This window comes from Pseudomonas sp. PAGU 2196 (genome assembly GCF_022179005.1).
GTDB lineage: Bacteria > Pseudomonadota > Gammaproteobacteria > Pseudomonadales > Pseudomonadaceae > Aquipseudomonas > Aquipseudomonas kermanshahensis.
In genome coordinates, this window is the sequence record NZ_BNTL01000022.1 from 132,587 (window position 1) to 152,385 (window position 19,799).

Sequence of the window (19,799 nt, forward strand, 5' to 3'; positions counted from 1 at the left end):
GCGGGGCAAGCCCGCTCCCACAGGATTGCGCTGCTCTGAGGACCAATGGACCAATGGGCCAATGGAGCAATGCACTGCTCTGAGGACCAATGGAGCAATGCACTGCTCTCAGGATCAGTGAAGTAATGGTGGGAGCGGGCTTGCCCCGCGAAGAGGCCGGCACAGGCAAAAACAAAATCAAAGGCCAGTCAACGGGTCCTTCCCTGTCACCGTCACCCCGCGGGTAGCTGCCTTGGCACTCGCCTTCAACGCCTGCAACTGCGCTGCACTGTCTTCGATGTCCGCGCGCAACCGGTTGTATTCCTGACGATGGCGCTGCCACCAGGCCTTGGTCGAGCAATGCCCGCTGACCCCGCGCGCCACGGCCATGCCGCCCACCACCATCTGCAGCAGCCCGACCAGGCCACCATGGCGCAGCCCCTTGCTGAACATCAGCGCCCCGCCGGCCAGCGAACCGACCCTTTCCAGGCCCTGGACATTGTGCTCCGGCGATGCCGCAGCGGAATGGATATCGAGCATGGCAAGCCCTCCGTATGAAGTGTAAGCAGCTGACCGCAGGGGGCTCGCCGCCGTTCATTCGCTGTGCCGAATGGTTGCAAGGCGCACAGCCTGCGGATTGCCATTCAGCGCCATCACCTGAAAAATGTCTCGTCTGGGCAGTTATTTGTCCGCTTTGGCAATGCAGCCGGCTAGGTGTTTAATCTCACCCTTTAAAACCGCGAAGCCCTTTAAATTCGGGCGATCCAGAGATTCAACCGCTCATCGAAAATGCTGTAGACACATTGTCTAACAGTGCCCTATAGTCGTTATACAAATAGTAGACACAGCGCTATGACAACAAAGAAGGCCGCCATGAAAGCCACCGTTCAAGCCATCAGCGAAGAAGCGCCGCAGGACCGCAAGGCCGTCCTCGCCGAAGCGCTGCGCCGCCGGATCCTCAGCATGGAACTGGCCCCCGGCGCTGTGGTGGACGAGTTGGCCCTGTGTGACGAGTTTGGCCTGTCGCGCCCACCGGTGCGTGAGCTGCTGCGCCAGATTGCCGCCGAAGGCTATATCGAGCTCGAGGCCAACCGCGCGCCACGGGTTGCCGCGATGAACCACGATTCGCTGCACAGCTTTTTCGTCGCGGCGCCGCTCATCTACATCGCCACCACCCAGTTGGCCGCTACCTACGCCAGCGAAGCGGAAATCGAGGCGCTCAAGGCTATCCAGGCGCAGTTCCGCCAGGCCATCGAAGCGCGTGATGTGGAAAACCGGGTGGTCTACAACGACGCCTTCCACCTGGAAATCGGCAGGATGGCGCACAACGACTACCTGATGCCGAGCCTGCGCCGCCTGCTTATCGACCATGCCCGCCTGGGCAAGATTTTTTATCGCCACCCGACCACTGATGACATGCAACAGGACCTTGAAACCGCCTGCGACCAGCATGACCAGATGATCGATGCCATCGAACGCCGCGACCCCGCGCGCGCCGGGCAACTGGTGCGAGAGCACTTCGAGCTGTCGCGCCGGCGCATGGCTGAATACGCCGCACCGCAAGGGCTGGATGTACCGATTCAGATATGAGGTTTCCAGGTCGTCGCCACTGGCGCTGATCGCTCGTCAACAACAAGATCCAGGTTAGTGACATGACAAGAATAAGCTCGTTACCTGCCGATGATGCCACCTGTGGTTGGTATCACCTGAGCACACCCCGCACGCCACGGCCGGCCCACAGTGGCCATAGCCAGGCGCGCTGGGTGGTGGTCGGTGCCGGCTTCACCGGGCTGGCCGCTGCGCGCCAGCTGGCAACGAACTTTCCGCATGACGAGGTTGTGCTGGTCGAGGCCCAGGAAGTCGGTTTTGGCACCTCCGGGCGCAACGCCGGTTTTGCCATCGACCTGCCCCATGACATCGGCGCCGAGGACTACATCGGCGACATCGATACCGCCAAGACCGTGCTCAAGCTCAACCTGGGTGGGCAGTCGTACCTCAAGGAGCTGATCGAGCGCCATGGCATCGAATGCCAGTTTCGGCACTGTGGCAAATACCAGGCCGCTGTCGAGGATCGTGGCATTGCCGTGCTCGATGCCTACCGTCGAGGCCTGGACAAACTCGGCCAGCCCTATGAAGTGATCGAAGGTCGCGACCTGCCCGAACACATCGGCACGCACTTCTACCGCAAGGGTTTGTTCACGCCGGGTACCGCGTTGCTGCAGCCTTCGGCGCTGGTCAAAGGCTTGGCCGACAGCTTGCCGAGCAATGTTTCGCTGTACGAGCACACGCCGATCACTGACGTCGAGTACGGCGACAAAGTGCTACTGCGCCACGCCAAGGGCTCGATCACTGCTGACAAGCTGGTGCTCACCACCAATGCCTTTGGCATGAGCTTCGGCTTCCTCAAGGGCCGCATGTTGCCCGTGTTCACCTATGGCAGCATCACCCGCCCGCTGACCGAAGACGAGCAAGCCCGCCTGGGTGGCAAACCCTACTGGGGCGTGATCCCCGCCGACCCATTCGGCACCACCCTGCGGCGTACCGTCGACAACCGCCTGCTGGTGCGCAACAGCTTCAGCTTCAACCCGGACGGGCGCAGCAACCGCAAGTACCTGGACCGTTTCGTTCAACGCCACCGCGAATCCTTTGCCCGGCGCTTCCCGATGTTGCCCGACGTGAACTTTGAATACACCTGGGGCGGCGCCCTGGCGTTGTCGCGTAATCACATGGGGTTCTTTGGCCAGTTGGCGCCCAATGTGGTCGGCGCGCTGTGTTGTAACGGCCTGGGTGTTACCCGCGGCACGGTCACCGGGAAGTTGCTGGCCGACTGGCTGGCCGGTGACAAACACGAACTTATCGAGTTTTTGCTCAATGCCCCCGGGCCTTGCGCGAATCCACCGCAGCCCTTGGTATCCCTGGGCTTGAACGCCAACTTGATGTGGGGGCAACTGCGCGCGGGCAAAGAAAGCTGATCGTTTTGTAAGTTAGGCCATTGAATATTTGACGTCGGGCGGCTTTGCCCGGCACGGGCGCGCTTTGCCCGAAATTGATGATCGAGATGTCATGTCCGATGACCCGGGGCTGAAGGCTGTTTTCAGTTTCGCGGACGCGCTCGCCTTGAAAACGTGCATGCAGAAGAAGTGGTAGGAACAACAATGACAAGTCCGAATATTTCGATTGAAGATGTACCGATCAACCGTTTTCACCAGTTTTTGACCCTGCGCTCCGGCGGGGGCTCTTTCGTCGATGGGTATGTGTTGAGCATCATCGGCGTGGCAATGGTGCAAATGTCCGCGGGCCTGAGCCTTACCAGCTTCTGGCAGGGCATGATCGCCGCCTCGGCGCTGATCGGCATTTTCTTCGGCGGTTTTTTCGGCGGTTGGCTGACCGACCGCTTTGGCCGCAAGCGTGTGTTTTTCGTCGGCCCGACCCTGTTCATCCTGTCGTCGCTTGCGCAGTTCTGGGTGGAGTCGGCGCTGGCCTTGTTCCTGTTGCGTTTTGCCATCGGCATCGCGGTGGGCATCGAGTACCCGGTGGCCACCTCGCTGCTGGTGGAATTCCTGCCCAAGAAGAACCGCGGCCCGCGCTTGGCCACCCTGACGGTGCTGTGGTTCGCCGGCGCCGCGACCGCCTACATGGTCGGTGAGGCGATCCTGCGCCACGGTGGCGATGATGCCTGGCGCCTGGTATTGGCCAGTGCGGCGGTCATTGGCGCGCTGCTGTTCGCCATTCGCCTGGGCACCCCGGAATCGCCACGCTGGCTGATCAGCAAGGGCCGCTCGGCCGAGGCCGAACAGGTGATCAAACGGGTCTATGGCAATGGCTTCTCGCTGCGCAACCTGCCGGAAGAACCCAAAGCCCGCAAGCTGTCGTTTCTCAGCCTGCTGCACTCCGGTTATGGCAAGCGCATGCTGTTCGTCACCCTGTTCTGGACCTGTTCGGTGATCCCGGTGTTCGCCGTGTACGCCTTCGCCCCGAAAGTGCTGGGCGCGCTCAACCTCAAGGGTGACTGGGCATCGATCGGTTCGGTCGCCATTACCTTCCTGTTTGTGGTCGGTTGCATCATCGGCACCCGCCTGCTCAACACCCTCGGTCGGCGCACTACGCTGCTGCACAGCTTCTTCTGGTCGGGGCTGGCGCTGCTGGGCCTGGCGGCATTCAGCCATGGCAGCGAGCTGCTGATTCTGGTGCTGTTCGGTGCTTACGCACTGTTCATCGGCGGTGCCCAAGTATTGCAACTGGTCTACCCCAACGAGCTGTTCCCCACCGAAATCCGTGCCGGCGCCGTGGGCGTGGGCACCTCCATGTCGCGGGTCGGTGCTGCTGTCGGTACCTGGCTGGTACCCATCGCCCTCGACAACTATGGCATCGGCGCAACCATGTATGCCGCCGCCGCCGTCACGTTTGTCGGCCTGGCCGTCTCTGTCGCCCTGGCCCCGGAAACCCGTTCATTGAACCTGCAGCAAGCGGCATCGCTGAGCTGAGCTATTCGAAAAGCCGCCGCAGCGTAGAACCGCTGTGGCTTCTACACCCCTGAACAACGCACTGGAGAACCTACCGTGAAATTCGAAGGCATCTACACCCCGGCAATCACTCCGCTGGCTGCGGACGGCTCGATCGACAAGGCGGCGTTCGCCGAAGTACTCGACTACCTGGTCGAATCGAAAATCCACGGCGTGATCATCGGTGGCTCCACCGGCGAGTACTACGCTCACACCGCGCAAGAGCGCATCGAACTGGCCGCCCAGGCCAAGGATGTGCTCAATGGCCGCCTGCCGCTGATCATCGGCACCGGCGCGATCCGCACCGAAGACTCTGTGGCCTTCGCCAAGCACGCCAAGGAAATCAAGGCCGACGCGCTGTTGGTGGGCACGCCGCCGTACGCGCTGCCGACCCAACAGGAAATCGCCCTGCACGTCAACGCGGTCGACGCTGCTGCCGGCCTGCCGATCATGCTCTACAACTACCCAGGCCGCATGAGCGTGGGCATGGGCGAGGAATTCTTCGATGCGGTCGCCGATGTGAAAAACATCGTCGCCATCAAGGAGAGCTCGGGCGACATGGCCCAGTTGCACCGCCTGGCCATCCAGCGCCCGAACATCCAGCTGTCGTGCGGCTGGGACGACCAGGCCCTGGAGTTCTTCGCCTGGGGCGCGCAGAGCTGGGTTTGCGCCGGTTCCAACTTCATCCCGCGTGAGCACGTGGCCCTGTTCGAGGCCTGCGTGATCGAGAAGGACTTCGCCAAAGGCCGCCGCATCATGGCCGCCATGATGCCGCTGATGGACTTCCTCGAAGGTGGCAAGTTCGTCCAGTCGATCAAGTACGGCTGCGCGCTGAACGGCCTGAGCACCGGTGGCGTGCGCAAGCCGCTGTACGACCTGGATGCCGCTGAGAAGCAGGCACTCGAGCGCGTGGTCACTGAACTCAAGCGCAATATCGCCCAGATCACCGGAGGTGCCTGACCATGGCTGAATTGCTGAGCAAGGAACAGTACGCGGCCATCGCCGCCGACCTGCAGCTGCGCACCCAGGCGTTCATCGACGGTGAGTTCCGCGATGCCGTCTCGGGGCGCACCTTTGTCACCACCAACCCGGCCACTGGCAAACAGCTGGCCGAAGTCGCCGCCTGCGACGTGCAGGATGTCGACGTTGCCGTGGCGGCGGCCAAGCGTGTCTTCGAAGACGGCTCGTGGTCGAAACTGCAACCCGCTGAGCGCAAGCACATCCTGCTGAAGTTCGCCCAGCTGCTGGAAGACAACAGCCACGAGCTGGCGGTTTTGGAGGCACTGGACAGCGGCAAACCGGTCAGCGAATGCCAGAACGTCGACGTGCCGGAAACCATCCACACCCTTCGCTGGCACGCCGAGCTGATCGACAAGATCTACGACAACACCGCCCCCACCGGCAATGCGGCCGTGACCATGGTGGTGCGTGAAGCCATCGGTGTGGTCGGCCTGGTGCTGCCGTGGAACTTCCCGCTGCTAATGCTGGCCTGGAAGATTGCCCCGTCGCTGGCGGCCGGTTGCTCGATCGTGGTCAAGCCGGCCAAGGAAACCACCCTCAGCGCCCTGCGCGTGGCCGAGCTGGCGCATCAGGCCGGCGTACCGGCGGGTGTGTTCAACCTGGTGCCAGGCGGTGGCCGTGAAGTGGGCGAAGCCATCGGCCGCCACATGGACATCCCGATGGTCAGCTTCACCGGCTCCACCGACACCGGCCGCCTGTTCCTGAAATACGCCGCCGAGTCGAACCTCAAGCGCATCGTGCTGGAACTGGGTGGCAAGAACCCGGCCGTGGTCATGAACGACTGTGAAGACCTGGACGAAGTGGCCCAGTTCGTCACCGCCGGTGCGTTCTGGAACATGGGCGAAAACTGCTCGGCGTCCTCGCGCCTGATCGTGCATAAGGACGTCAAGGACGAGCTGCTGACGCTGATCGGCAAGCACTTGAAGGACTGGAAGCTGGGCGACCCGCTGGACCCGGAAAACCGCTTGGGGGCGATGGTCAGCAAAGCGCACTTCGAGAAGGTGAAGTCTTACCTGGAATATGCCGCCGAGCAGAAGCTCAACGTGGTGCAGGGCGGTGAGACCGAGCAGGGCGTGTTCGTGCAACCGACCATCGTTGACGGGGTGACGCCTGACAACCGGTTGTTCGTCGAGGAAATCTTCGGGCCGGTGCTGAGCGTGACCAGCTTCGAAACCATTGACCAAGCGATCGAGCTGGCCAACGACACCATCTACGGCCTGGCGGCTTCGGCCTACACCGGCAGCCTGCGCAATGCCCTGCGCCTGTCGCGGGAAATCCGCGCGGGTGTGGTCACGGTCAACTGCTTCGGCGAAGGCGATGCTTCGACGCCGTTCGGGGGCTACAAAGAGTCCGGCTTTGGTGGGCGCGACAAGTCCATCTGGGCGCACGATCAGTACACGGAGTTGAAGACCATCTGGATCAACGCTTCGTGAGCTGACCGCAGGACGGTGCTGTTCTGACGGAGCTCAGCACCTGGCCGCCTCTGGTGATGCCTGTACCGACCTGTAGGAGCAGCCTTGTGCTGCGAAGAGGCCGGTACAGGCACCCTCAGAGGCGGCTTTTTTACTTGAACTTGGGCCCCGACCGGGTATTCAGCCCTTTGGCCATCCGGTCATACAGCACCACATTCACTGTCGCCGCCAGGTTCATGCAGCCTTGGGTCGGGATGTAGATGGTCTCTTCACACCACCCCCGCACATCCGCATCGAGGCTGCCGTCTTCTGGCCCGAAAATGTAGATGGCGCGATCCGGGTGGGTGTACTCGGGCAGCGGCCGTGCGCCGTCGACCATTTCTACCGCCACCGGCGTGCAGCCCAGCGGAATGATGCGCTGCAGGTCGTCGATGCCGATCAGCGGGATGTCGTAGTGCACACGTTTGGTGTCGGTGACGAAGTCGCGGGCGCGCTCATACCGTTTGCCAGTGTAGAACACCGAGTTGACGCCGTAGCAACCCGCTGCGCGCATCACCGAGCCGACGTTTTCCGCCGACTTGGGGTTGAACAGGCCGATGCAGCTGTATCGTTTGTTTGCCACGTGCCGGGGCCCTTCGCAAAAAAAAGCGCGATTATACGGGCTCGCCGGCCGCAGCGGGGGCTGTGTCGATGGTCAGTCTTTTTTCAGCAGGCCAGCCAGCCCGGCAAACGGGTTATGGGTAGCCTTGGCGATGCTCGGGGTGCTGGTCGAGCCTTCGCTGAAATACTGCTGGTCGGTGTAGCGCGAGTGTTCGTTGTCGTGGCAGTACAGGCACAGCAACTCCCAGTTCGAACCGTCCTGCGGGTTGTTGTCGTGGTTGTGGTCACGGTGGTGCACGGTCAGCTCGCTCAGGCGCTTGCCGGCAAACTCGCGGGCGCAGCGGCCACACACGTGCGGGTACATTTTCAGGGCCTTGTCGCGGTAGCCCATCTCTTTGTCGCGCTTGGCGTCGGCAAGGATGCGGTCGAGGCGTGCGGTGGCGGCGGAGGTAGAGGCCGAACTCATGGTGTTTCCTTTGTTCTGATCAGGCAAATGACGGTTATGCCATTGAGTCTAGCGCGCTTGCAGGCCAGGCGGACAGGCGAAAGCTTCCATTTAGGCGTAGCCTGTAGGAAGGTTCCCGACAGGAGGTTGCTGATGTTGCATGCGATCCTCACCGCGTTGCTCCTGGCTGGCCTGCCCATGGCCGAAGCCGCCAGCGCGCCACCCCGGCTCAATACACCCGTGCCCGGCGCCCCCGGCACGCCCACGCCCACGCCCTATCCGCAGATCACCCCGAGTACGCCGCCGAAGGCTTATGACAGCCAGCCTGGCGCACCGTTGTTGCCGCCAATGCCGGTGCCTGGGCCGCCGAAGGACCAGCCATTGCCAGGCTTGCGGCCAGAGCCGCCGAAGGTGCAGGTGGAGGAGGATTGAAGTGATGGTTTTGGGTGGGAGGCGATTGTCGTGAAATGTGCGGTGTTGCGAAGATCGGGCGCCGCCCGCGCGCCTGTATCACAGGCCTCACTGGCCCGAAACAGATGTGGGAGCAGCCTTGTGCTGCGAAGCGCCGCGCGGGCGGCGCTCGATCTCAAAGGCTCTATGTCCCCAGCGCCATACGCCTGAAGGCTACACCACCCCCAACTCGCCAAACACAAAGGCATACTCCAGCGCCACATCCTTGAGCCCCTGGTACCGCCCACTCATGCCGCCATGCCCAGCACCCATTTCAGTCTTGAGCAGCAGCAAGTTGTCATCGGTCTTGCGCGTGCGCAGGCGGGCGACCCACTTGGCGGCCTCCCAGTACTGCACGCGGCTGTCGTTGTAGCCGGCTACCACCAGCATGGCCGGGTAGGCCTGGGCTGTTACGTTCTCGTACGGCGCATAGGCCTTGATGCGCTCATACACCTCGGGCTCTTGCGGGTTGCCCCATTCGTCGTACTCGGTGACGGTCAGCGGCAGGTCGGGGTCGAGCATGGTGTTCAGCACGTCGACGAAAGGTACTTCGGCAATCGCGCAGCGGAACAGCTCGGGGCGCAGGTTGAGCACCGCGCCCATCAACAACCCGCCCGCGCTGCCGCCGCTGATGGCCAGGCGCTCGGGCGAGGTCACGCCTTCGGCGATCAGGTGCTCGGCACAGGCGATGAAGTCGGTGAAGCTGTTCAGCTTGTGCGCCTGCTTGCCGGCCCGGTACCAGGCCTCACCCAACTCGCCACCACCGCGCACGTGGGCAATGGCAAAGGCCACGCCGCGCTGCAGCAGGCTCAGGCGGGCATGCGAGAACCACGGGTCGAGGCTTTCGCCATAGGCGCCGTAGCCATACAGGTACAGCGGCACGGTCTTGCCCAGGTCTTCGCGGCGGCGCACCAGGCTGATCGGCACCTGGGTGCCGTCCTGGGCGGTGGCCCACAGGCGCTGGCTGACATAGTCATCGGCATCGAACGCACCCAGCACCGGGGTTTGCTTGAGCACCGCCTGTGCACCGGTGGCCAGCTCCAGTTGCCGCACCTGGGCCGGGCGGTTGAGCGCTTCGTAGCGCAGGCGCACGCGGGGGCTGACGAACTCAAGGCTGTCCTGCACGTAAAGGCTGTAGGCAGCATCCGGCAATTCGACACGGTAAGCCGCCAGGCCCTGGGGGCGTACTTCGATGATCGGCAGGCCACCTTCGCGCAGGCTCAGGGTCAATGCCCCTGCGTTGAGGCTCAGGCCTTCCAGCATCACCTCGTCGCTGTGCGCTACCTGCAACTGCCAGCGATCACGGGTCGGTACGTCATCGGCTGGGGCGTGGTACAGGGCGAAGTTGATGCCGTCCTGGTTGGTGCGGATGAACCAGCGCCACTCGCCATCGAGCTGGCCGTGGTCGGGGAAGTACTCATGGTCTTCAACGCGTGGCGCCAGGCAGGTGAACGGCAGCTGCGGCGTTTCGGCATCGAGTACCCAGGCCTCGCTGGTGGTCTTGCTGTTCAGCAGCAGCACCAACTGGCGTTCGGAGCTGGTGCGGTAGCAATGCAGGAAGAAACGGCCGTCGGGCTCTTCGAACACGGTTGGCGCGCCGCTGCTGCCTAGGGTGTGACGACGCAGGCGCCAAGGGCGGTGGGTGTCATCCAGTTCGGCGAAGAACAGCGTCTGGCTGTCATTGGCCCAAGTCAGGCTGCCGTCGCAGTCCTCGAAGGGCAGGGTGGTGATGCTGTCGTCGCCCAGGTCCTTGACGTACAGGGTGTAGATCTCGTCGCCGCTGGTGTCGAGGCTGTAGGCCAGCAGGCGATGGTCGGGGCTGACGTTGAACGCCCCCAGTGACAGGAAGCCGCCGTTGGCCAGTGCGTTAGGGTCGAGCAGCAGCTGTTCGCGGTTTTCATCCACCGTGTTGGAGTCGTCAGCCGGGCGCGGGCAGCGGTAATGGCGCGGGTATTCGTCGCCGGCGGTGGTGCGGGTGTAGTACAGGTACGGGCCCCAAGGGGAAGGCAGCGACAGGTCGGTTTCCTGGATGCGGCCTTTGATTTCCTCGAACAGCTGTTCACGCAGGGGCGCCTGGTCGGCCAAGCAGGCCTCCTGGTAGCTGTTCTCGGCCTGCAGGTATTCGAGCACCTCGGGCGCGTCGCGCTGTTGCAGCCAGGCGTATGGGTCGGCGGCTTGGTCTGCACGGGCGATGGGGGGCTGGGGCTTGGTGGGCATCGGGGGTCCTTGGCTGAGGGCTTGCGGTGCCTGTTCACGCCGCAACGCGGGCAAGCCTGAACAGGGAAGCGCTGTCTGCGCCCTGAAAAGTGTTTATCATAGGCAACTCTTTGCCTGGCTTGCACGAACACCATGACCGAGAACGACTATACCCTCGCCTGGGGCCTGTACGCCCTTGCCGCCCTGGGCTGCCTGTTGGTGGGCTTCAAGCTCACGGGTTGGATGTGGCGCTGGCTGCGCGAACCGCTGCGGGTGATCCTGGCGGTACTGCTGCTGACCCCGACCATCGTCGACCCGGTCAAGGACAGCTTTGCCCCAGCCATCGCCATTACCGCCCTGGACGTGGCCTTCAAGGTCGGCAACAACGCCTGGCGCGCGGTGTCCGACTTTGCCATGTACGGCATGATCGCCTTTGGCCTGTACTTGCTCTTCGTGCTGGTGCGCTGGCCGCTGGAAAAGCGTGCCCGTGAGCGCCGCGAGCAAGCCGAAGCCGCCGCCAAGCGCCAGGCCGCCGAAGATGACGAGGTCCGGGTCGACGCCCCGCTGGCGGCCGAGCGCCGCGACCGTTACCGCAACGATCCACCCCCTGCCGCGCCTGCGGGCGGCGGTCGGGTCGAGCCTCGCCTGTAAATCGGAGACACGCGCATGTGCGAACTGCTGGGCATGAGTGCCAACGTCCCCACCGACATCGTTTTCAGCTTCACCGGCCTGATGCAACGCGGCGGCCGCACCGGCCCGCACCGTGATGGCTGGGGCATCGGCTTCTACGAAGGGCGCGGCCTGCGCCTGTTCCAGGACCCCGCCGCGAGCAGCGAGTCGGAAGTCGCCAACCTGGTGCAGCGTTACCCGATCAAAAGCGAAGTGGTCATTGGCCACATTCGCCAGGCCAACGTCGGCAAGGTGTGCCTGTCCAACACCCACCCGTTCGTCCGCGAAATGTGGGGCCGCAACTGGTGCTTCGCGCACAACGGCCAGTTGGGCGATTTCAAGGGTGAAGCGACCTTCTATCGGCCCGTGGGCGATACCGACAGCGAAGCGGCCTTCTGCGACTTGCTCAACCGCATCCGCGCGGCCTTCCCAGAGCCGGTAGCCGTGGAACAGCTGCTGCCAGTGCTGGTCGAAGCCTGTGCCGGCTACCGTGGCAAGGGCGTGTTCAACTGCATGCTCAGTGACGGCGACTGGTTGTTCTGCTTCTGCTCGACCAAGTTGGTGCACATAACCCGGCGCGCACCTTTTGGTGCGGCACGGTTGAAAGATGTCGACCTGATCGTTGATTTTCACACCGAAACGACCCCCAATGACGTGGTCACGGTGATTGCCACCGAGGCCCTGACCGAGAACGAGACCTGGGCGCGTTACGCGCCGGGCGAGTGGGCACTGTGGCGGCACGGAGAGTGCGTTTCGCAAGGCCAGAGCTAAGGACGCTGCATGTTCAGAAGTTACCTGCGGTTGTTGCTGTTCACCTTCGGCCTACTGGCCGGTATCCAGGTTCCGGGGCTGGTCAATGACTACACCCAGCGGGTCGAGGCACACCTGTTCGAATCACGCCAGGCGCTGGATGGCTTCAAGCAGACGGCCGAACGCTTCTTCAATGGCGATCTCCAGGCGCTGCTGCGGCATTACCGCAGCAGTGATGACCCGGTGTTCAACAGTGATGCCAACAGCATCGAAAGCCTGATGATCCGCAACGAACTGCTGGAAAACGAATGGCAGGCGTTGCAAGGGTCGTGGGTGAGCCGTGCCTGGCATGTGTTGGTACAGCCGGACCCGCAAATGCGTGAAGAAACGCTCAAGGGCTACAGCTACCAGATTCTGCTGGTGCCAGAGGCGGTTGGCTGGGGCATTGGCGCCGGGTTTGTGCTGGCCTTTGTGGTCGAGAGCCTGTTGCTGGCGCTTGGCTGGGTGATCATGGGCGGGCGGCGCCGGGTGGTGAAGGAAAGCTGGCGCTGAGTCATGTAGCGCCTGTGCGGGCCTCTTCGCGGGGCAAGCCCGCTCCCACAGGTTGCCCACTGCTCTCAGGCTCAGTGGGCAGCCTGTGGGAGCGGGCTTGCCCCGCGAAAGGGCCGGTAAAGGCAGCGATAATCCCTAGACCAGCACAATCCGTTGCCCACCCACATCCTGCGCATACCGCTCAAGCACCTGCCGGCACACCTCGACCACCTCATCCACCAATGCCACGCCAGTCTGCCAGGCCACCACCAGCTCCAGGCTGGGCGGTGGTTGCAGCCCTTCCAGCAGCACCAATTCCCCCAAGCCTAGCTCCGCATCCACCAAGGCCGGTGGCAGCGCACCCACCGCAAAGCCGTCGCGCAAAAGCCGGGTAATCGCTGCCACCGAGTTCACGCAGTTCAAGCGCGGTGTTTGCACCCCGGCACCTTGCAACAGGCTGAGCACCTCCTGGTGCGGCCTCGAGTTTTTCGAAAAGGTCACGATGCGCTCGCGGCCCAGTTCCGCCAGCGAGGCGTAATCACGGTGCTGGAGCGAGCCTGCGGCCACGATCCAGCCCATCGGGTAACGCGCCAGGTCCAGGCTGCGGATCGACTGTTCACGCAGCAGGTCGGTCTGCAGGATCACATCCAAAAAGCCCTTCTGCAGCTGCTCGCGCAGGTTCAGCGCGGTATCAGCCACCAGCTCGATCTCTACCTGCGGGTAGCGCTCGGTCAACGCCGCTACCAACGCGCTCATCCAGGTATGGATCACCGTGTCCATCACCCCGATGCGAATGCGCCCGACCTTGGCCCGGTCGCTGTCCAGCGATTGCTTCATGGCCTTGGCGGTGTCGAGCATGCGCTCGGCGTATTCCAGCACCTTGCTGCCCTCCGGGGTCAGGCTGACGCCGCGCGAGTCGCGCAGCAGCAGTTTGACGCCCAGGTCGGCTTCCAGCGCGGCGATGCGGCTAGAGACCGAGGCCTGGGTGGTGAACAGCTTTTCTGCGGTCAGGCGGAAGCTCTTGAGCCGGGCGACCCAGACGAAAGTTTCGAGGAAACGAAGGTTCATGATCAGTTTTTCTTGTTCCAGACCGGCGGTTTTTCTCGTTGGACGCACCTGGCGCGGTCTCTGAACAATGATGCCCAGGCCGCGACGCAATAGGTCGCCCCATAAAACAATACCAACAAGCCGAGGCAAGCATGAACCCCACCGGCGTGCAGCAGCAGGTCGCTTCACCTTCTTCGACCGGGCCTTTCGCCTGGTACCGCGACATCGACAAGCAGCAACGACGCACCTTCTGGAGCTGCAAGATCGGCTATGGCCTGGACGGCATGGACACGCAGATGCTCAGCTTCGTCATCCCCACGCTGATCATGCTGTGGGGCATCAGCACCGCTGAGGCCGGGCTGATCCATACCAGTACGTTGGTCGCGTCTGCCATCGGCGGCTGGGTCGCCGGCATCCTTTCCGACCGTATTGGCCGGGTCCGCACCTTGCAGCTCACGGTGCTGTGGTTCGCGTTCTTCACCTTCCTCTGCGGCTTCGCGCAAAACTACGAACAGCTACTGATTGCCCGCACCTTGATGGGTTTTGGCTTTGGCGGCGAATGGACTGCAGGCGCGGTGCTGATTGGCGAAGTGATTCGCGCCCAAGACCGTGGCAAGGCGGTGGGTATGGTGCAGTCCGGTTGGGCCATCGGCTGGGGCCTGACCGCAATTCTGTACGCGCTGCTGTTCTCCTGGCTGCCGGCCGAGCAGGCCTGGCGCGCGCTGTTTTTGCTGGGGCTGGTGCCGGCCGTGTTCGTGATCTTCGTGCGCCGCCTGGTCAAGGACCCGGAGGTGTACCGCCAGGCCAAGGCGGCTGAGGCGGTCGAAGCACCGTCGCACTTCTACGAAATCTTCGCCCCCGGCATGCTCTGGACGACCGTGCGTGCATCCTTGCTGACCACCGGAGCGCTGGGCGGTTACTACGCGATCACCTCGTGGTTGCCGACCTTCCTCAAAAACGAGCGCGGCCTCAGCGTGCTCGGTACCGGTGGCTATTTGGCGATGGTGATTGTCGGTTCCTACATCGGCTATGTGGTCAGCGCGTACCTGTCCGACCTGCTGGGCCGCAAGAAGAACTTCATCCTGTTCGCCGTGGGCTCGTTCATCATCGTGCTGCTGTACACGCAGGTGCCGGTCAGCGATGGCGTGATGCTGTGGCTGGGCTTCCCGCTGGGGTTCTTCGCCTCTGGTATCTTCAGTGGCATGGGCGCGTTCCTGACCGAACTGTTCCCCACCCGCATTCGTGGCTCGGGGCAGGGCTTTTGCTACAACATCGGCAAGGTCATCGCCGCACTGTTCCCGTTGCTGATCGGCGTGCTCAGCCAACAGGTGCCACTGGGGTTGGGGATTGGTGTTTTCTCGGCTGTCTCGTACGGCGTGGTAATCCTGGCAGCGCTCAGCCTGCCGGAAACACGCGGCAAACACCTTCAGGCGCGGTAAGGTAGGCCTATGAACAGCGACAAGGGAGTCTGTGTGGTGGAACGCCTGCTTCTCAATTGTGACATGGGCGAGAGTTTTGGCAGCTGGCGCATGGGCCTGGATGCCGAAGTGATGCCGTTTATCGATTGCGCCAACATCGCCTGCGGCTACCACGCCGGCGACCCCAGCATCATGCGCCGTACTGTGGAGTTGGCACTGGCCCATGGCGTAACTATCGGCGCGCACCCGGCCTACCCGGACCTGGTCGGCTTCGGCCGCCGCTCCATGGCCTGCAGCCCTGAGGAAATCCGCGACCTGCTGCACTACCAGATCGGTGCGCTGGACGGCATCTGCAAGGTGCTTGGCAGCCGGGTGGCCTACGTCAAACCCCATGGCGCGCTGTACAACGACATGATCGCGGACCCGCTCAAGTTGCGCGCGGTGCTCGAAGCCGTGGCGGCCTATGATAGCGGCTTGCCGTTGATGCTCATGGCCACTGCCGACGACAGTGCAGCACAGGCCCTGGGGGAGGAGATTGGCGTGCCGCTGTGGTTCGAGGCCTTCGCCGACCGCGCCTACACCGCCAGTGGCCATCTGGTCTCGCGGCGCCTGCCCGGCGCCGTGCACCATGACCCGGCCCTCGTGGTCGAACAGGCCGTGCGCCTGGCCCGCGGCGAAACCCTTGTAGCGGACGATGGCAGCGCGTTGCGCCTGCGCGCCAGCACCCTGTGCGTGCACGGCGACAACGACAGTTCAGTGGCGGCGGTGCGGCAGATCCGCCAGGCCCTCGATGCGCTGGAGCAAGCATGAAGGTGCGCGTTGAAGTGGTCGCGATCGACAGCCTGATGGTGCGCCTGTTCGACACCATCGATGAAGCCAACATGCCGTGGATGCTCGCGGCCAGCCAGCGCTTGAGTACCGCGTTCGGGAAGCACCTGGTGGACTTGGTGCCTTCCTACACCACGCTGATGGTGCAGTTCGATCTGCCGCCTGGGCAGGCGAGGGCGCTGATCACCCAAGCGCTGGAGGGGCTGCAGCCGGACACCGGCAGCGGTGGCCGTCGGCATGAGATTCCGGTGTGGTACGACGCCAGTGTCGGCCCTGAATTGCCCGTATTGGCGGCGCGCACCGGCCTGAGTGAGCAAGCGGTGATCCGCCTGCACAGCGAGCGCGAGTACCCGGTATTCGCCCTCGGCTTCGCCCCAGGCTTCGGCTTCATGGGGCTGGTGGACGAGCGGCTGGCAGCGCCGCGGCTGAGCACCCCGCGCAAGCGTGTGGCGGCGGGTAGCGTGGGTATCGCCGAGCGCCAGACCGCCGCTTACCCGGCGGTATCGCCAGGCGGCTGGAACCTGATCGGGCGTACCCCGGTGCGCCTGTTCGACCGTGAACGCGAAGGCTACAGCTTGTTGCAACCGGGGGATCGGGTGCGTTTCGTGGCGGTTTCCCACGCCGAGTTCAGGGCGTTGGGGGGGGATGACAGCCCACTGGAGGCGCAGGCATGACGCAGTTGAAGATCGAGGCCAGCACCGCGCTGTGCCAATTGCAGGATGCCGGGCGGTTTGGCGTGCGCCACTTGGGCGTGACCCAGGGCGGGGCCCTGGACTGGGTGGCGATGAATTGGGCCAACTGGTTGTTGGGCAACCCGTTGGGGGCGCCAGTGATCGAGGTGGCGTTGGGCGGATTCAGCGTGGTGGCCGAGCAGGATTGCGTCCTGGCCTTGGCGGGCGCCGACCTGGACGCGCGGGTCGATGATCAGCCCCTGGCGCCTTGGCGCAGCTTTACCCTGGCCAAGGGCCAGCGGCTGACGTTGAGGCAGCCCAAGCAGGGCGTACGCGCTTATCTTGCCGCGCCTGGCGGGTTCCAGGCTGAGACAGTGCTAGGCAGTTGCGCCACCGTTGTACGTGAAGCATTAGGCGGTATCGATGGGCGAGGGGACGCGCTTGGCAAAGGTCAGGGGCTGACGTTTGCCGGTTCACCCCCGGCCTTGCGCGAAGTGCCTGGGGCGTTGCGGCCCGTGTATTCGGCGAAGCCTGTGCTCGACCTGGTGATGGGTGCGCAGATCGGTGACTTCAGCGGCATGAGCCTGTTTGAAGCGTTCAACAGTGACTGGACTTTGGACAGCCGAGCAGACCGCATGGGGATTCGATTGCTTGGGCCACAGCTGGTTTACCAGGGCGCGCCGATGATCTCCGAAGGGATCCCGCTGGGCGCGGTGCAGGTGCCGCCAGATGGGCAGCCGATCGTGCTGCTCAATGACCGGCAGACCATTGGCGGGTATCCGCGGCTGGGGGCGTTGACGCCGTTGGCGCTGGCGCAATTGGCGCAGTGCATGCCGGGGGCGGGGGTGCGGTTCAGGGCGGTGGTGCAGGAGGAGGCTTGGCGGGAACAGCAGGGTTATCTGAACTGTTGGCGGTGAAGCTACCGGCCTCTTCGCGGGACAAGCCCGCTCCCACAGATAGGGTGCTGTCCCTAAGAACAGCACCCTACCTGGACTGCACTTGAACCTGTGGGAGCGGGCTTGTCCCGCGAAGAGGCCGGTGCAAGTGATATCACTTAGACAGGTACCGCATCCCATCCTCCAACCCCTGCAGGGTCAGCGGGTACATCTTGTCCTCGATCAAATCCCGCACCAGGTGCGTAGACGCCGTGTAGTCCCACGCCTGCTTCGGGTACGGGTTGATCCAAATGATCTTCTTGAATTTCTCCATGAAGCGCTGCATCCACACATACCCGGCTTCTTCGTTCCAGTGCTCGACGCTGCCACCGGGCTGGGTGATCTCGTAGGGCGCCATGGCCGCGTCGCCGACGAACACCACTTTGTAGTCATCGCCGTACTTGTGCAGCAGGTCGAAGGTGGAGAACCGCTCCGAGGTGCGCCGTAGGTTGTTCTTCCACACCGACTCGTACACGAAGTTGTGGAAGTAGTAGTACTCCAGGTGCTTGAACTCGGTCTTACAGGCGGAAAACAGCTCTTCGCAGACTTTGACGTGGGCATCCATCGAACCACCGATGTCGAACAGCAACAGCAGCTTGACGGTGTTGCGCCGCTCTGGGCGCATCTGGATGTTCAGCAACCCGGCGTCGCGTGCGGTGTGGTCGATGGTGCCGTCGATATCCAGCTCTTCGGCAGCGCCTTCACGGGCGAACTTGCGCAGCCGGCGCAAGGCCAGCTTGATGTTGCGCGTGCCCAGCTCGACCTGGTCGTCGAGGTTCTTGTACTCGCGCTGGTCCCACACCTTCACCGCCTTGCCCTGGCGCTTGCCAGCCTCGCCCACGCGGATGCCTTCGGGGTTGAAACCGCCTGAACCGAATGGGCTGGTGCCGCCGGTGCCGATCCACTTGTTGCCGCCGGCGTGGCGTTCCTTTTGCTCTTCGAGGCGTTTCTTGAATTCCTCGATCAGCTTGTCCAGGCCGCCCAGCGACTGGATTTGCGCGCGTTCTTCATCGGTGAGCGAGCGCTCGAACTCCTTGCGCAGCCAGTCTTCGGGGATCAGCGCTTCAAGGTGGCGGTCGAGGTTTTCCAGGCCCTTGAAGTAGGCCGAGAATGCTCGGTCGAACTTGTCGAAATGCCGCTCGTCCTTCACCAGGATCGCCCGTGCCAGGTAGTAGAACTCGTCCATGTCGGCGAACACCACGCGTTTTTGCAGGGCATTGAGCAGGTCGAGCAGTTCGCGTACCGACACCGGCACCTTGGCCGCGCGCATTTCGTTGAACAGGTTGAGCAGCATGGCCGGCCCCTCAGCGGTTGCCGCGCCGGCTCATGAAGGCCAGGCGCTCGAGCAACTGGACGTCCTGCTCGTTCTTCACCAGGGCGCCAGCCAGGGGTGGGATGGCTTTGGTCGGGTCACGCTCGCGCAGCACCGCTTCGCCGATGTTGTCGGCCATCAGCAGCTTGAGCCAGTCGACCAGCTCGGAGGTGGAGGGCTTTTTCTTCAGGCCCGGCACTTTGCGCACATCGAAGAACACGTCCAGCGCCTCGCTGACCAGCGATTGCTTGATGTTCGGGTAGTGCACGTCGACGATCTGTTGCAGCGTGGCGCGGTCGGGGAAGGCGATGTAGTGGAAGAAGCAGCGGCGCAGGAAGGCGTCGGGCAGTTCTTTTTCGTTGTTCGAGGTAATGATGATGATCGGGCGCTGCTTGGCCTTGATGGTCTCGTCGGTTTCGTAGACATAGAACTCCATCTTGTCGAGTTCTTGCAGCAGGTCGTTGGGGAACTCGATGTCGGCCTTGTCGATTTCGTCGATCAGCAGGATGACCCGCTCTTCAGCCTCGAAGGCCTCCCAGAGCTTGCCCTTTTTCAGGTAGTTGCGCACATCGTGGACTTTTTCGGTGCCCAACTGCGAGTCGCGCAGGCGGCTGACTGCGTCGTACTCGTAGAGGCCCTGGTGGGCCTTGGTGGTGGACTTGATGTGCCAGGTGATCAGGCGGGCGCCGAAGGAGGCCGCGAGCTGCTCGGCGAGCATGGTCTTGCCAGTGCCCGGTTCGCCTTTGACCAGCAGCGGGCGTTCGAGGGTGATGGCCGCGTTTACCGCCAGTTTCAGGTCGTCTGTGGCGACGTAGTCGCGGGTGCCTTCGAACTTCATGGGAGTGTCCTCTGCGGGTGGCTGTGCCGGCCTTTTCGCGGGGCAAGCCCGCTCCCACAGGAGCACCACAAGCCTTGAGAACTGTGGTATCCCTGTGGGAGCCGGCTTGCCGGCGATAGGGCCATGACAGCCAGTACCTATTTTTGATTTGTTACCGACTATAACGCGGGGCTCGGCGCCTGCAAACGCAGACTGG

General features: G+C 63.3%; 20 protein-coding genes. 13 read left to right on the forward strand and 7 right to left on the reverse strand.

Translation table 11 applies throughout. The features are described from left to right. Positions 1 to 177: 177 nt before the first annotated feature. On the reverse strand, positions 178 to 519 hold the full coding sequence (locus tag MFF34_RS19425; protein ID WP_027594612.1) for a YgaP-like transmembrane domain: 342 nt from the start codon (positions 517 to 519) through the stop codon (positions 178 to 180). Between the two features lie 333 nt (positions 520 to 852). Between MFF34_RS19425 and MFF34_RS19430 the strand changes: the two genes are divergently transcribed. From MFF34_RS19430 to MFF34_RS19450, 5 genes are all read left to right on the forward strand, one after another. Then, entirely contained in the window at positions 853 to 1,569 is a 717-nt protein-coding gene (locus tag MFF34_RS19430) for a GntR family transcriptional regulator (RefSeq protein ID WP_186680931.1), read from the forward strand. A 62-nt stretch (positions 1,570 to 1,631) separates the two neighbouring features. Continuing rightward, a complete protein-coding gene (locus tag MFF34_RS19435) occupies positions 1,632 to 2,951 on the forward strand; it encodes an FAD-binding oxidoreductase (RefSeq protein WP_238215909.1) in 1,320 nt (439 codons plus the stop codon). 183 nt (positions 2,952 to 3,134) lie between these two features. Continuing rightward, positions 3,135 to 4,463, forward strand: a complete 1,329-nt coding sequence (locus tag MFF34_RS19440) for an MFS transporter (RefSeq protein ID WP_238215911.1) — start codon at positions 3,135 to 3,137, stop codon at positions 4,461 to 4,463. Positions 4,464 to 4,538: 75 nt separating this feature from the next. Beyond that, positions 4,539 to 5,441, forward strand: a complete 903-nt coding sequence (locus MFF34_RS19445; protein WP_238215914.1) for a dihydrodipicolinate synthase family protein — start codon at positions 4,539 to 4,541, stop codon at positions 5,439 to 5,441. Positions 5,442 to 5,443: 2 nt separating this feature from the next. Further along, positions 5,444 to 6,934 (forward strand): aldehyde dehydrogenase, encoded by a 1,491-nt coding sequence (locus MFF34_RS19450; protein WP_099430179.1) that lies wholly within the window; start codon positions 5,444 to 5,446, stop codon positions 6,932 to 6,934. A 130-nt stretch (positions 6,935 to 7,064) separates the two neighbouring features. On the opposite strand, the gene MFF34_RS19455 is transcribed toward MFF34_RS19450, so the two are convergent. Next, the gene (locus MFF34_RS19455) at positions 7,065 to 7,535 is read right to left on the reverse strand and encodes an RNA methyltransferase (RefSeq protein WP_238215916.1); all 471 of its coding nucleotides are present in this window, start codon (positions 7,533 to 7,535) and stop codon (positions 7,065 to 7,067) included. Between the two features lie 72 nt (positions 7,536 to 7,607). Then, positions 7,608 to 7,979 carry a YajD family HNH nuclease gene (locus tag MFF34_RS19460; protein ID WP_027594605.1) on the reverse strand — a complete coding sequence of 124 codons (372 nt, stop codon included), beginning with the start codon at positions 7,977 to 7,979 and terminating at the stop codon, positions 7,608 to 7,610. A gap of 132 nt (positions 7,980 to 8,111) precedes the next feature. Here MFF34_RS19460 and MFF34_RS19465 point away from each other — a divergent pair, with 132 nt between their 5' ends. After that, entirely contained in the window at positions 8,112 to 8,390 is a 279-nt protein-coding gene (locus MFF34_RS19465; RefSeq protein ID WP_186680926.1) for a hypothetical protein, read from the forward strand. A gap of 192 nt (positions 8,391 to 8,582) precedes the next feature. Here MFF34_RS19465 and MFF34_RS19470 read toward each other — a convergent pair whose 3' ends face one another. Continuing rightward, positions 8,583 to 10,625 carry a S9 family peptidase gene (locus MFF34_RS19470; protein WP_238215918.1) on the reverse strand — a complete coding sequence of 681 codons (2,043 nt, stop codon included), beginning with the start codon at positions 10,623 to 10,625 and terminating at the stop codon, positions 8,583 to 8,585. Between the two features lie 132 nt (positions 10,626 to 10,757). Between MFF34_RS19470 and MFF34_RS19475 the strand changes: the two genes are divergently transcribed. The 3 genes from MFF34_RS19475 to MFF34_RS19485 are packed head-to-tail and all read left to right on the forward strand — an operon-like array spanning position 10,758 to position 12,575. Beyond that, complete coding sequence (locus tag MFF34_RS19475; RefSeq protein WP_027594602.1) at positions 10,758 to 11,255, forward strand: hypothetical protein; 498 nt, start codon at positions 10,758 to 10,760, stop codon at positions 11,253 to 11,255. A gap of 15 nt (positions 11,256 to 11,270) precedes the next feature. Further along, the gene (locus tag MFF34_RS19480) at positions 11,271 to 12,044 is read left to right on the forward strand and encodes a class II glutamine amidotransferase (protein WP_027594601.1); all 774 of its coding nucleotides are present in this window, start codon (positions 11,271 to 11,273) and stop codon (positions 12,042 to 12,044) included. A 9-nt stretch (positions 12,045 to 12,053) separates the two neighbouring features. Then, the gene (locus MFF34_RS19485; RefSeq protein ID WP_238215920.1) at positions 12,054 to 12,575 is read left to right on the forward strand and encodes a DUF2937 family protein; all 522 of its coding nucleotides are present in this window, start codon (positions 12,054 to 12,056) and stop codon (positions 12,573 to 12,575) included. 135 nt (positions 12,576 to 12,710) lie between these two features. On the opposite strand, the gene MFF34_RS19490 is transcribed toward MFF34_RS19485, so the two are convergent. Then, positions 12,711 to 13,622, reverse strand: a complete 912-nt coding sequence (locus tag MFF34_RS19490) for a LysR family transcriptional regulator (protein ID WP_027594599.1) — start codon at positions 13,620 to 13,622, stop codon at positions 12,711 to 12,713. Positions 13,623 to 13,753: 131 nt separating this feature from the next. Between MFF34_RS19490 and MFF34_RS19495 the strand changes: the two genes are divergently transcribed. From MFF34_RS19495 to MFF34_RS19510, 4 genes are read left to right on the forward strand one after another with little or no spacing between them, the layout of a single operon-like run. Beyond that, positions 13,754 to 15,040 (forward strand): MFS transporter, encoded by a 1,287-nt coding sequence (locus tag MFF34_RS19495; RefSeq protein WP_238215922.1) that lies wholly within the window; start codon positions 13,754 to 13,756, stop codon positions 15,038 to 15,040. Positions 15,041 to 15,049: 9 nt separating this feature from the next. Further along, the gene (locus MFF34_RS19500) at positions 15,050 to 15,829 is read left to right on the forward strand and encodes a 5-oxoprolinase subunit PxpA (RefSeq protein ID WP_238215925.1); all 780 of its coding nucleotides are present in this window, start codon (positions 15,050 to 15,052) and stop codon (positions 15,827 to 15,829) included. Then, positions 15,826 to 16,521, forward strand: a complete 696-nt coding sequence (gene pxpB, locus MFF34_RS19505) for a 5-oxoprolinase subunit PxpB (RefSeq protein WP_238215926.1) — start codon at positions 15,826 to 15,828, stop codon at positions 16,519 to 16,521. The genes MFF34_RS19500 and pxpB overlap by 4 nt, the downstream gene beginning before the upstream one ends. Continuing rightward, positions 16,518 to 17,435 carry a biotin-dependent carboxyltransferase family protein gene (locus MFF34_RS19510; RefSeq protein ID WP_238215929.1) on the forward strand — a complete coding sequence of 306 codons (918 nt, stop codon included), beginning with the start codon at positions 16,518 to 16,520 and terminating at the stop codon, positions 17,433 to 17,435. Before pxpB ends, MFF34_RS19510 begins: the two co-directional genes overlap by 4 nt. A 133-nt stretch (positions 17,436 to 17,568) precedes the next feature. On the opposite strand, the gene MFF34_RS19515 is transcribed toward MFF34_RS19510, so the two are convergent. Further along, positions 17,569 to 18,747: a VWA domain-containing protein gene (locus MFF34_RS19515; protein WP_027594592.1), complete on the reverse strand. Its 1,179-nt coding sequence runs from the start codon at positions 18,745 to 18,747 to the stop codon at positions 17,569 to 17,571. Between the two features lie 10 nt (positions 18,748 to 18,757). Then, positions 18,758 to 19,603, reverse strand: a complete 846-nt coding sequence (locus tag MFF34_RS19520) for a MoxR family ATPase (RefSeq protein ID WP_027594591.1) — start codon at positions 19,601 to 19,603, stop codon at positions 18,758 to 18,760. Positions 19,604 to 19,799 lie beyond the last annotated feature (196 nt).

What these genes read in the sequence shown, in the direction of transcription:
- MFF34_RS19440 (WP_238215911.1), top strand. Translation starts at nt 3,135, where the DNA reads ATGACAAGTCCGAATATTTCGATTGAAGATGTACCGATCAACCGTTTT.
- MFF34_RS19430 (WP_186680931.1), top strand. Translation starts at nt 853, where the DNA reads ATGAAAGCCACCGTTCAAGCCATCAGCGAAGAAGCGCCGCAGGACCGC.
- MFF34_RS19480 (WP_027594601.1), top strand. Translation starts at nt 11,271, where the DNA reads ATGTGCGAACTGCTGGGCATGAGTGCCAACGTCCCCACCGACATCGTT.
- MFF34_RS19515 (WP_027594592.1), bottom strand. Translation starts at nt 18,747, where the DNA reads ATGCTGCTCAACCTGTTCAACGAAATGCGCGCGGCCAAGGTGCCGGTG.
- MFF34_RS19450 (WP_099430179.1), top strand. Translation starts at nt 5,444, where the DNA reads ATGGCTGAATTGCTGAGCAAGGAACAGTACGCGGCCATCGCCGCCGAC.
- MFF34_RS19520 (WP_027594591.1), bottom strand. Translation starts at nt 19,603, where the DNA reads ATGAAGTTCGAAGGCACCCGCGACTACGTCGCCACAGACGACCTGAAA.
- MFF34_RS19485 (WP_238215920.1), top strand. Translation starts at nt 12,054, where the DNA reads ATGTTCAGAAGTTACCTGCGGTTGTTGCTGTTCACCTTCGGCCTACTG.
- MFF34_RS19425 (WP_027594612.1), bottom strand. Translation starts at nt 519, where the DNA reads ATGCTCGATATCCATTCCGCTGCGGCATCGCCGGAGCACAATGTCCAG.
- MFF34_RS19510 (WP_238215929.1), top strand. Translation starts at nt 16,518, where the DNA reads ATGACGCAGTTGAAGATCGAGGCCAGCACCGCGCTGTGCCAATTGCAG.
- MFF34_RS19470 (WP_238215918.1), bottom strand. Translation starts at nt 10,625, where the DNA reads ATGCCCACCAAGCCCCAGCCCCCCATCGCCCGTGCAGACCAAGCCGCC.
- MFF34_RS19460 (WP_027594605.1), bottom strand. Translation starts at nt 7,979, where the DNA reads ATGAGTTCGGCCTCTACCTCCGCCGCCACCGCACGCCTCGACCGCATC.
- MFF34_RS19475 (WP_027594602.1), top strand. Translation starts at nt 10,758, where the DNA reads ATGACCGAGAACGACTATACCCTCGCCTGGGGCCTGTACGCCCTTGCC.
- MFF34_RS19435 (WP_238215909.1), top strand. Translation starts at nt 1,632, where the DNA reads ATGACAAGAATAAGCTCGTTACCTGCCGATGATGCCACCTGTGGTTGG.
- MFF34_RS19465 (WP_186680926.1), top strand. Translation starts at nt 8,112, where the DNA reads ATGTTGCATGCGATCCTCACCGCGTTGCTCCTGGCTGGCCTGCCCATG.
- pxpB (WP_238215926.1), top strand. Translation starts at nt 15,826, where the DNA reads ATGAAGGTGCGCGTTGAAGTGGTCGCGATCGACAGCCTGATGGTGCGC.
- MFF34_RS19500 (WP_238215925.1), top strand. Translation starts at nt 15,050, where the DNA reads ATGAACAGCGACAAGGGAGTCTGTGTGGTGGAACGCCTGCTTCTCAAT.
- MFF34_RS19495 (WP_238215922.1), top strand. Translation starts at nt 13,754, where the DNA reads ATGAACCCCACCGGCGTGCAGCAGCAGGTCGCTTCACCTTCTTCGACC.
- MFF34_RS19490 (WP_027594599.1), bottom strand. Translation starts at nt 13,622, where the DNA reads ATGAACCTTCGTTTCCTCGAAACTTTCGTCTGGGTCGCCCGGCTCAAG.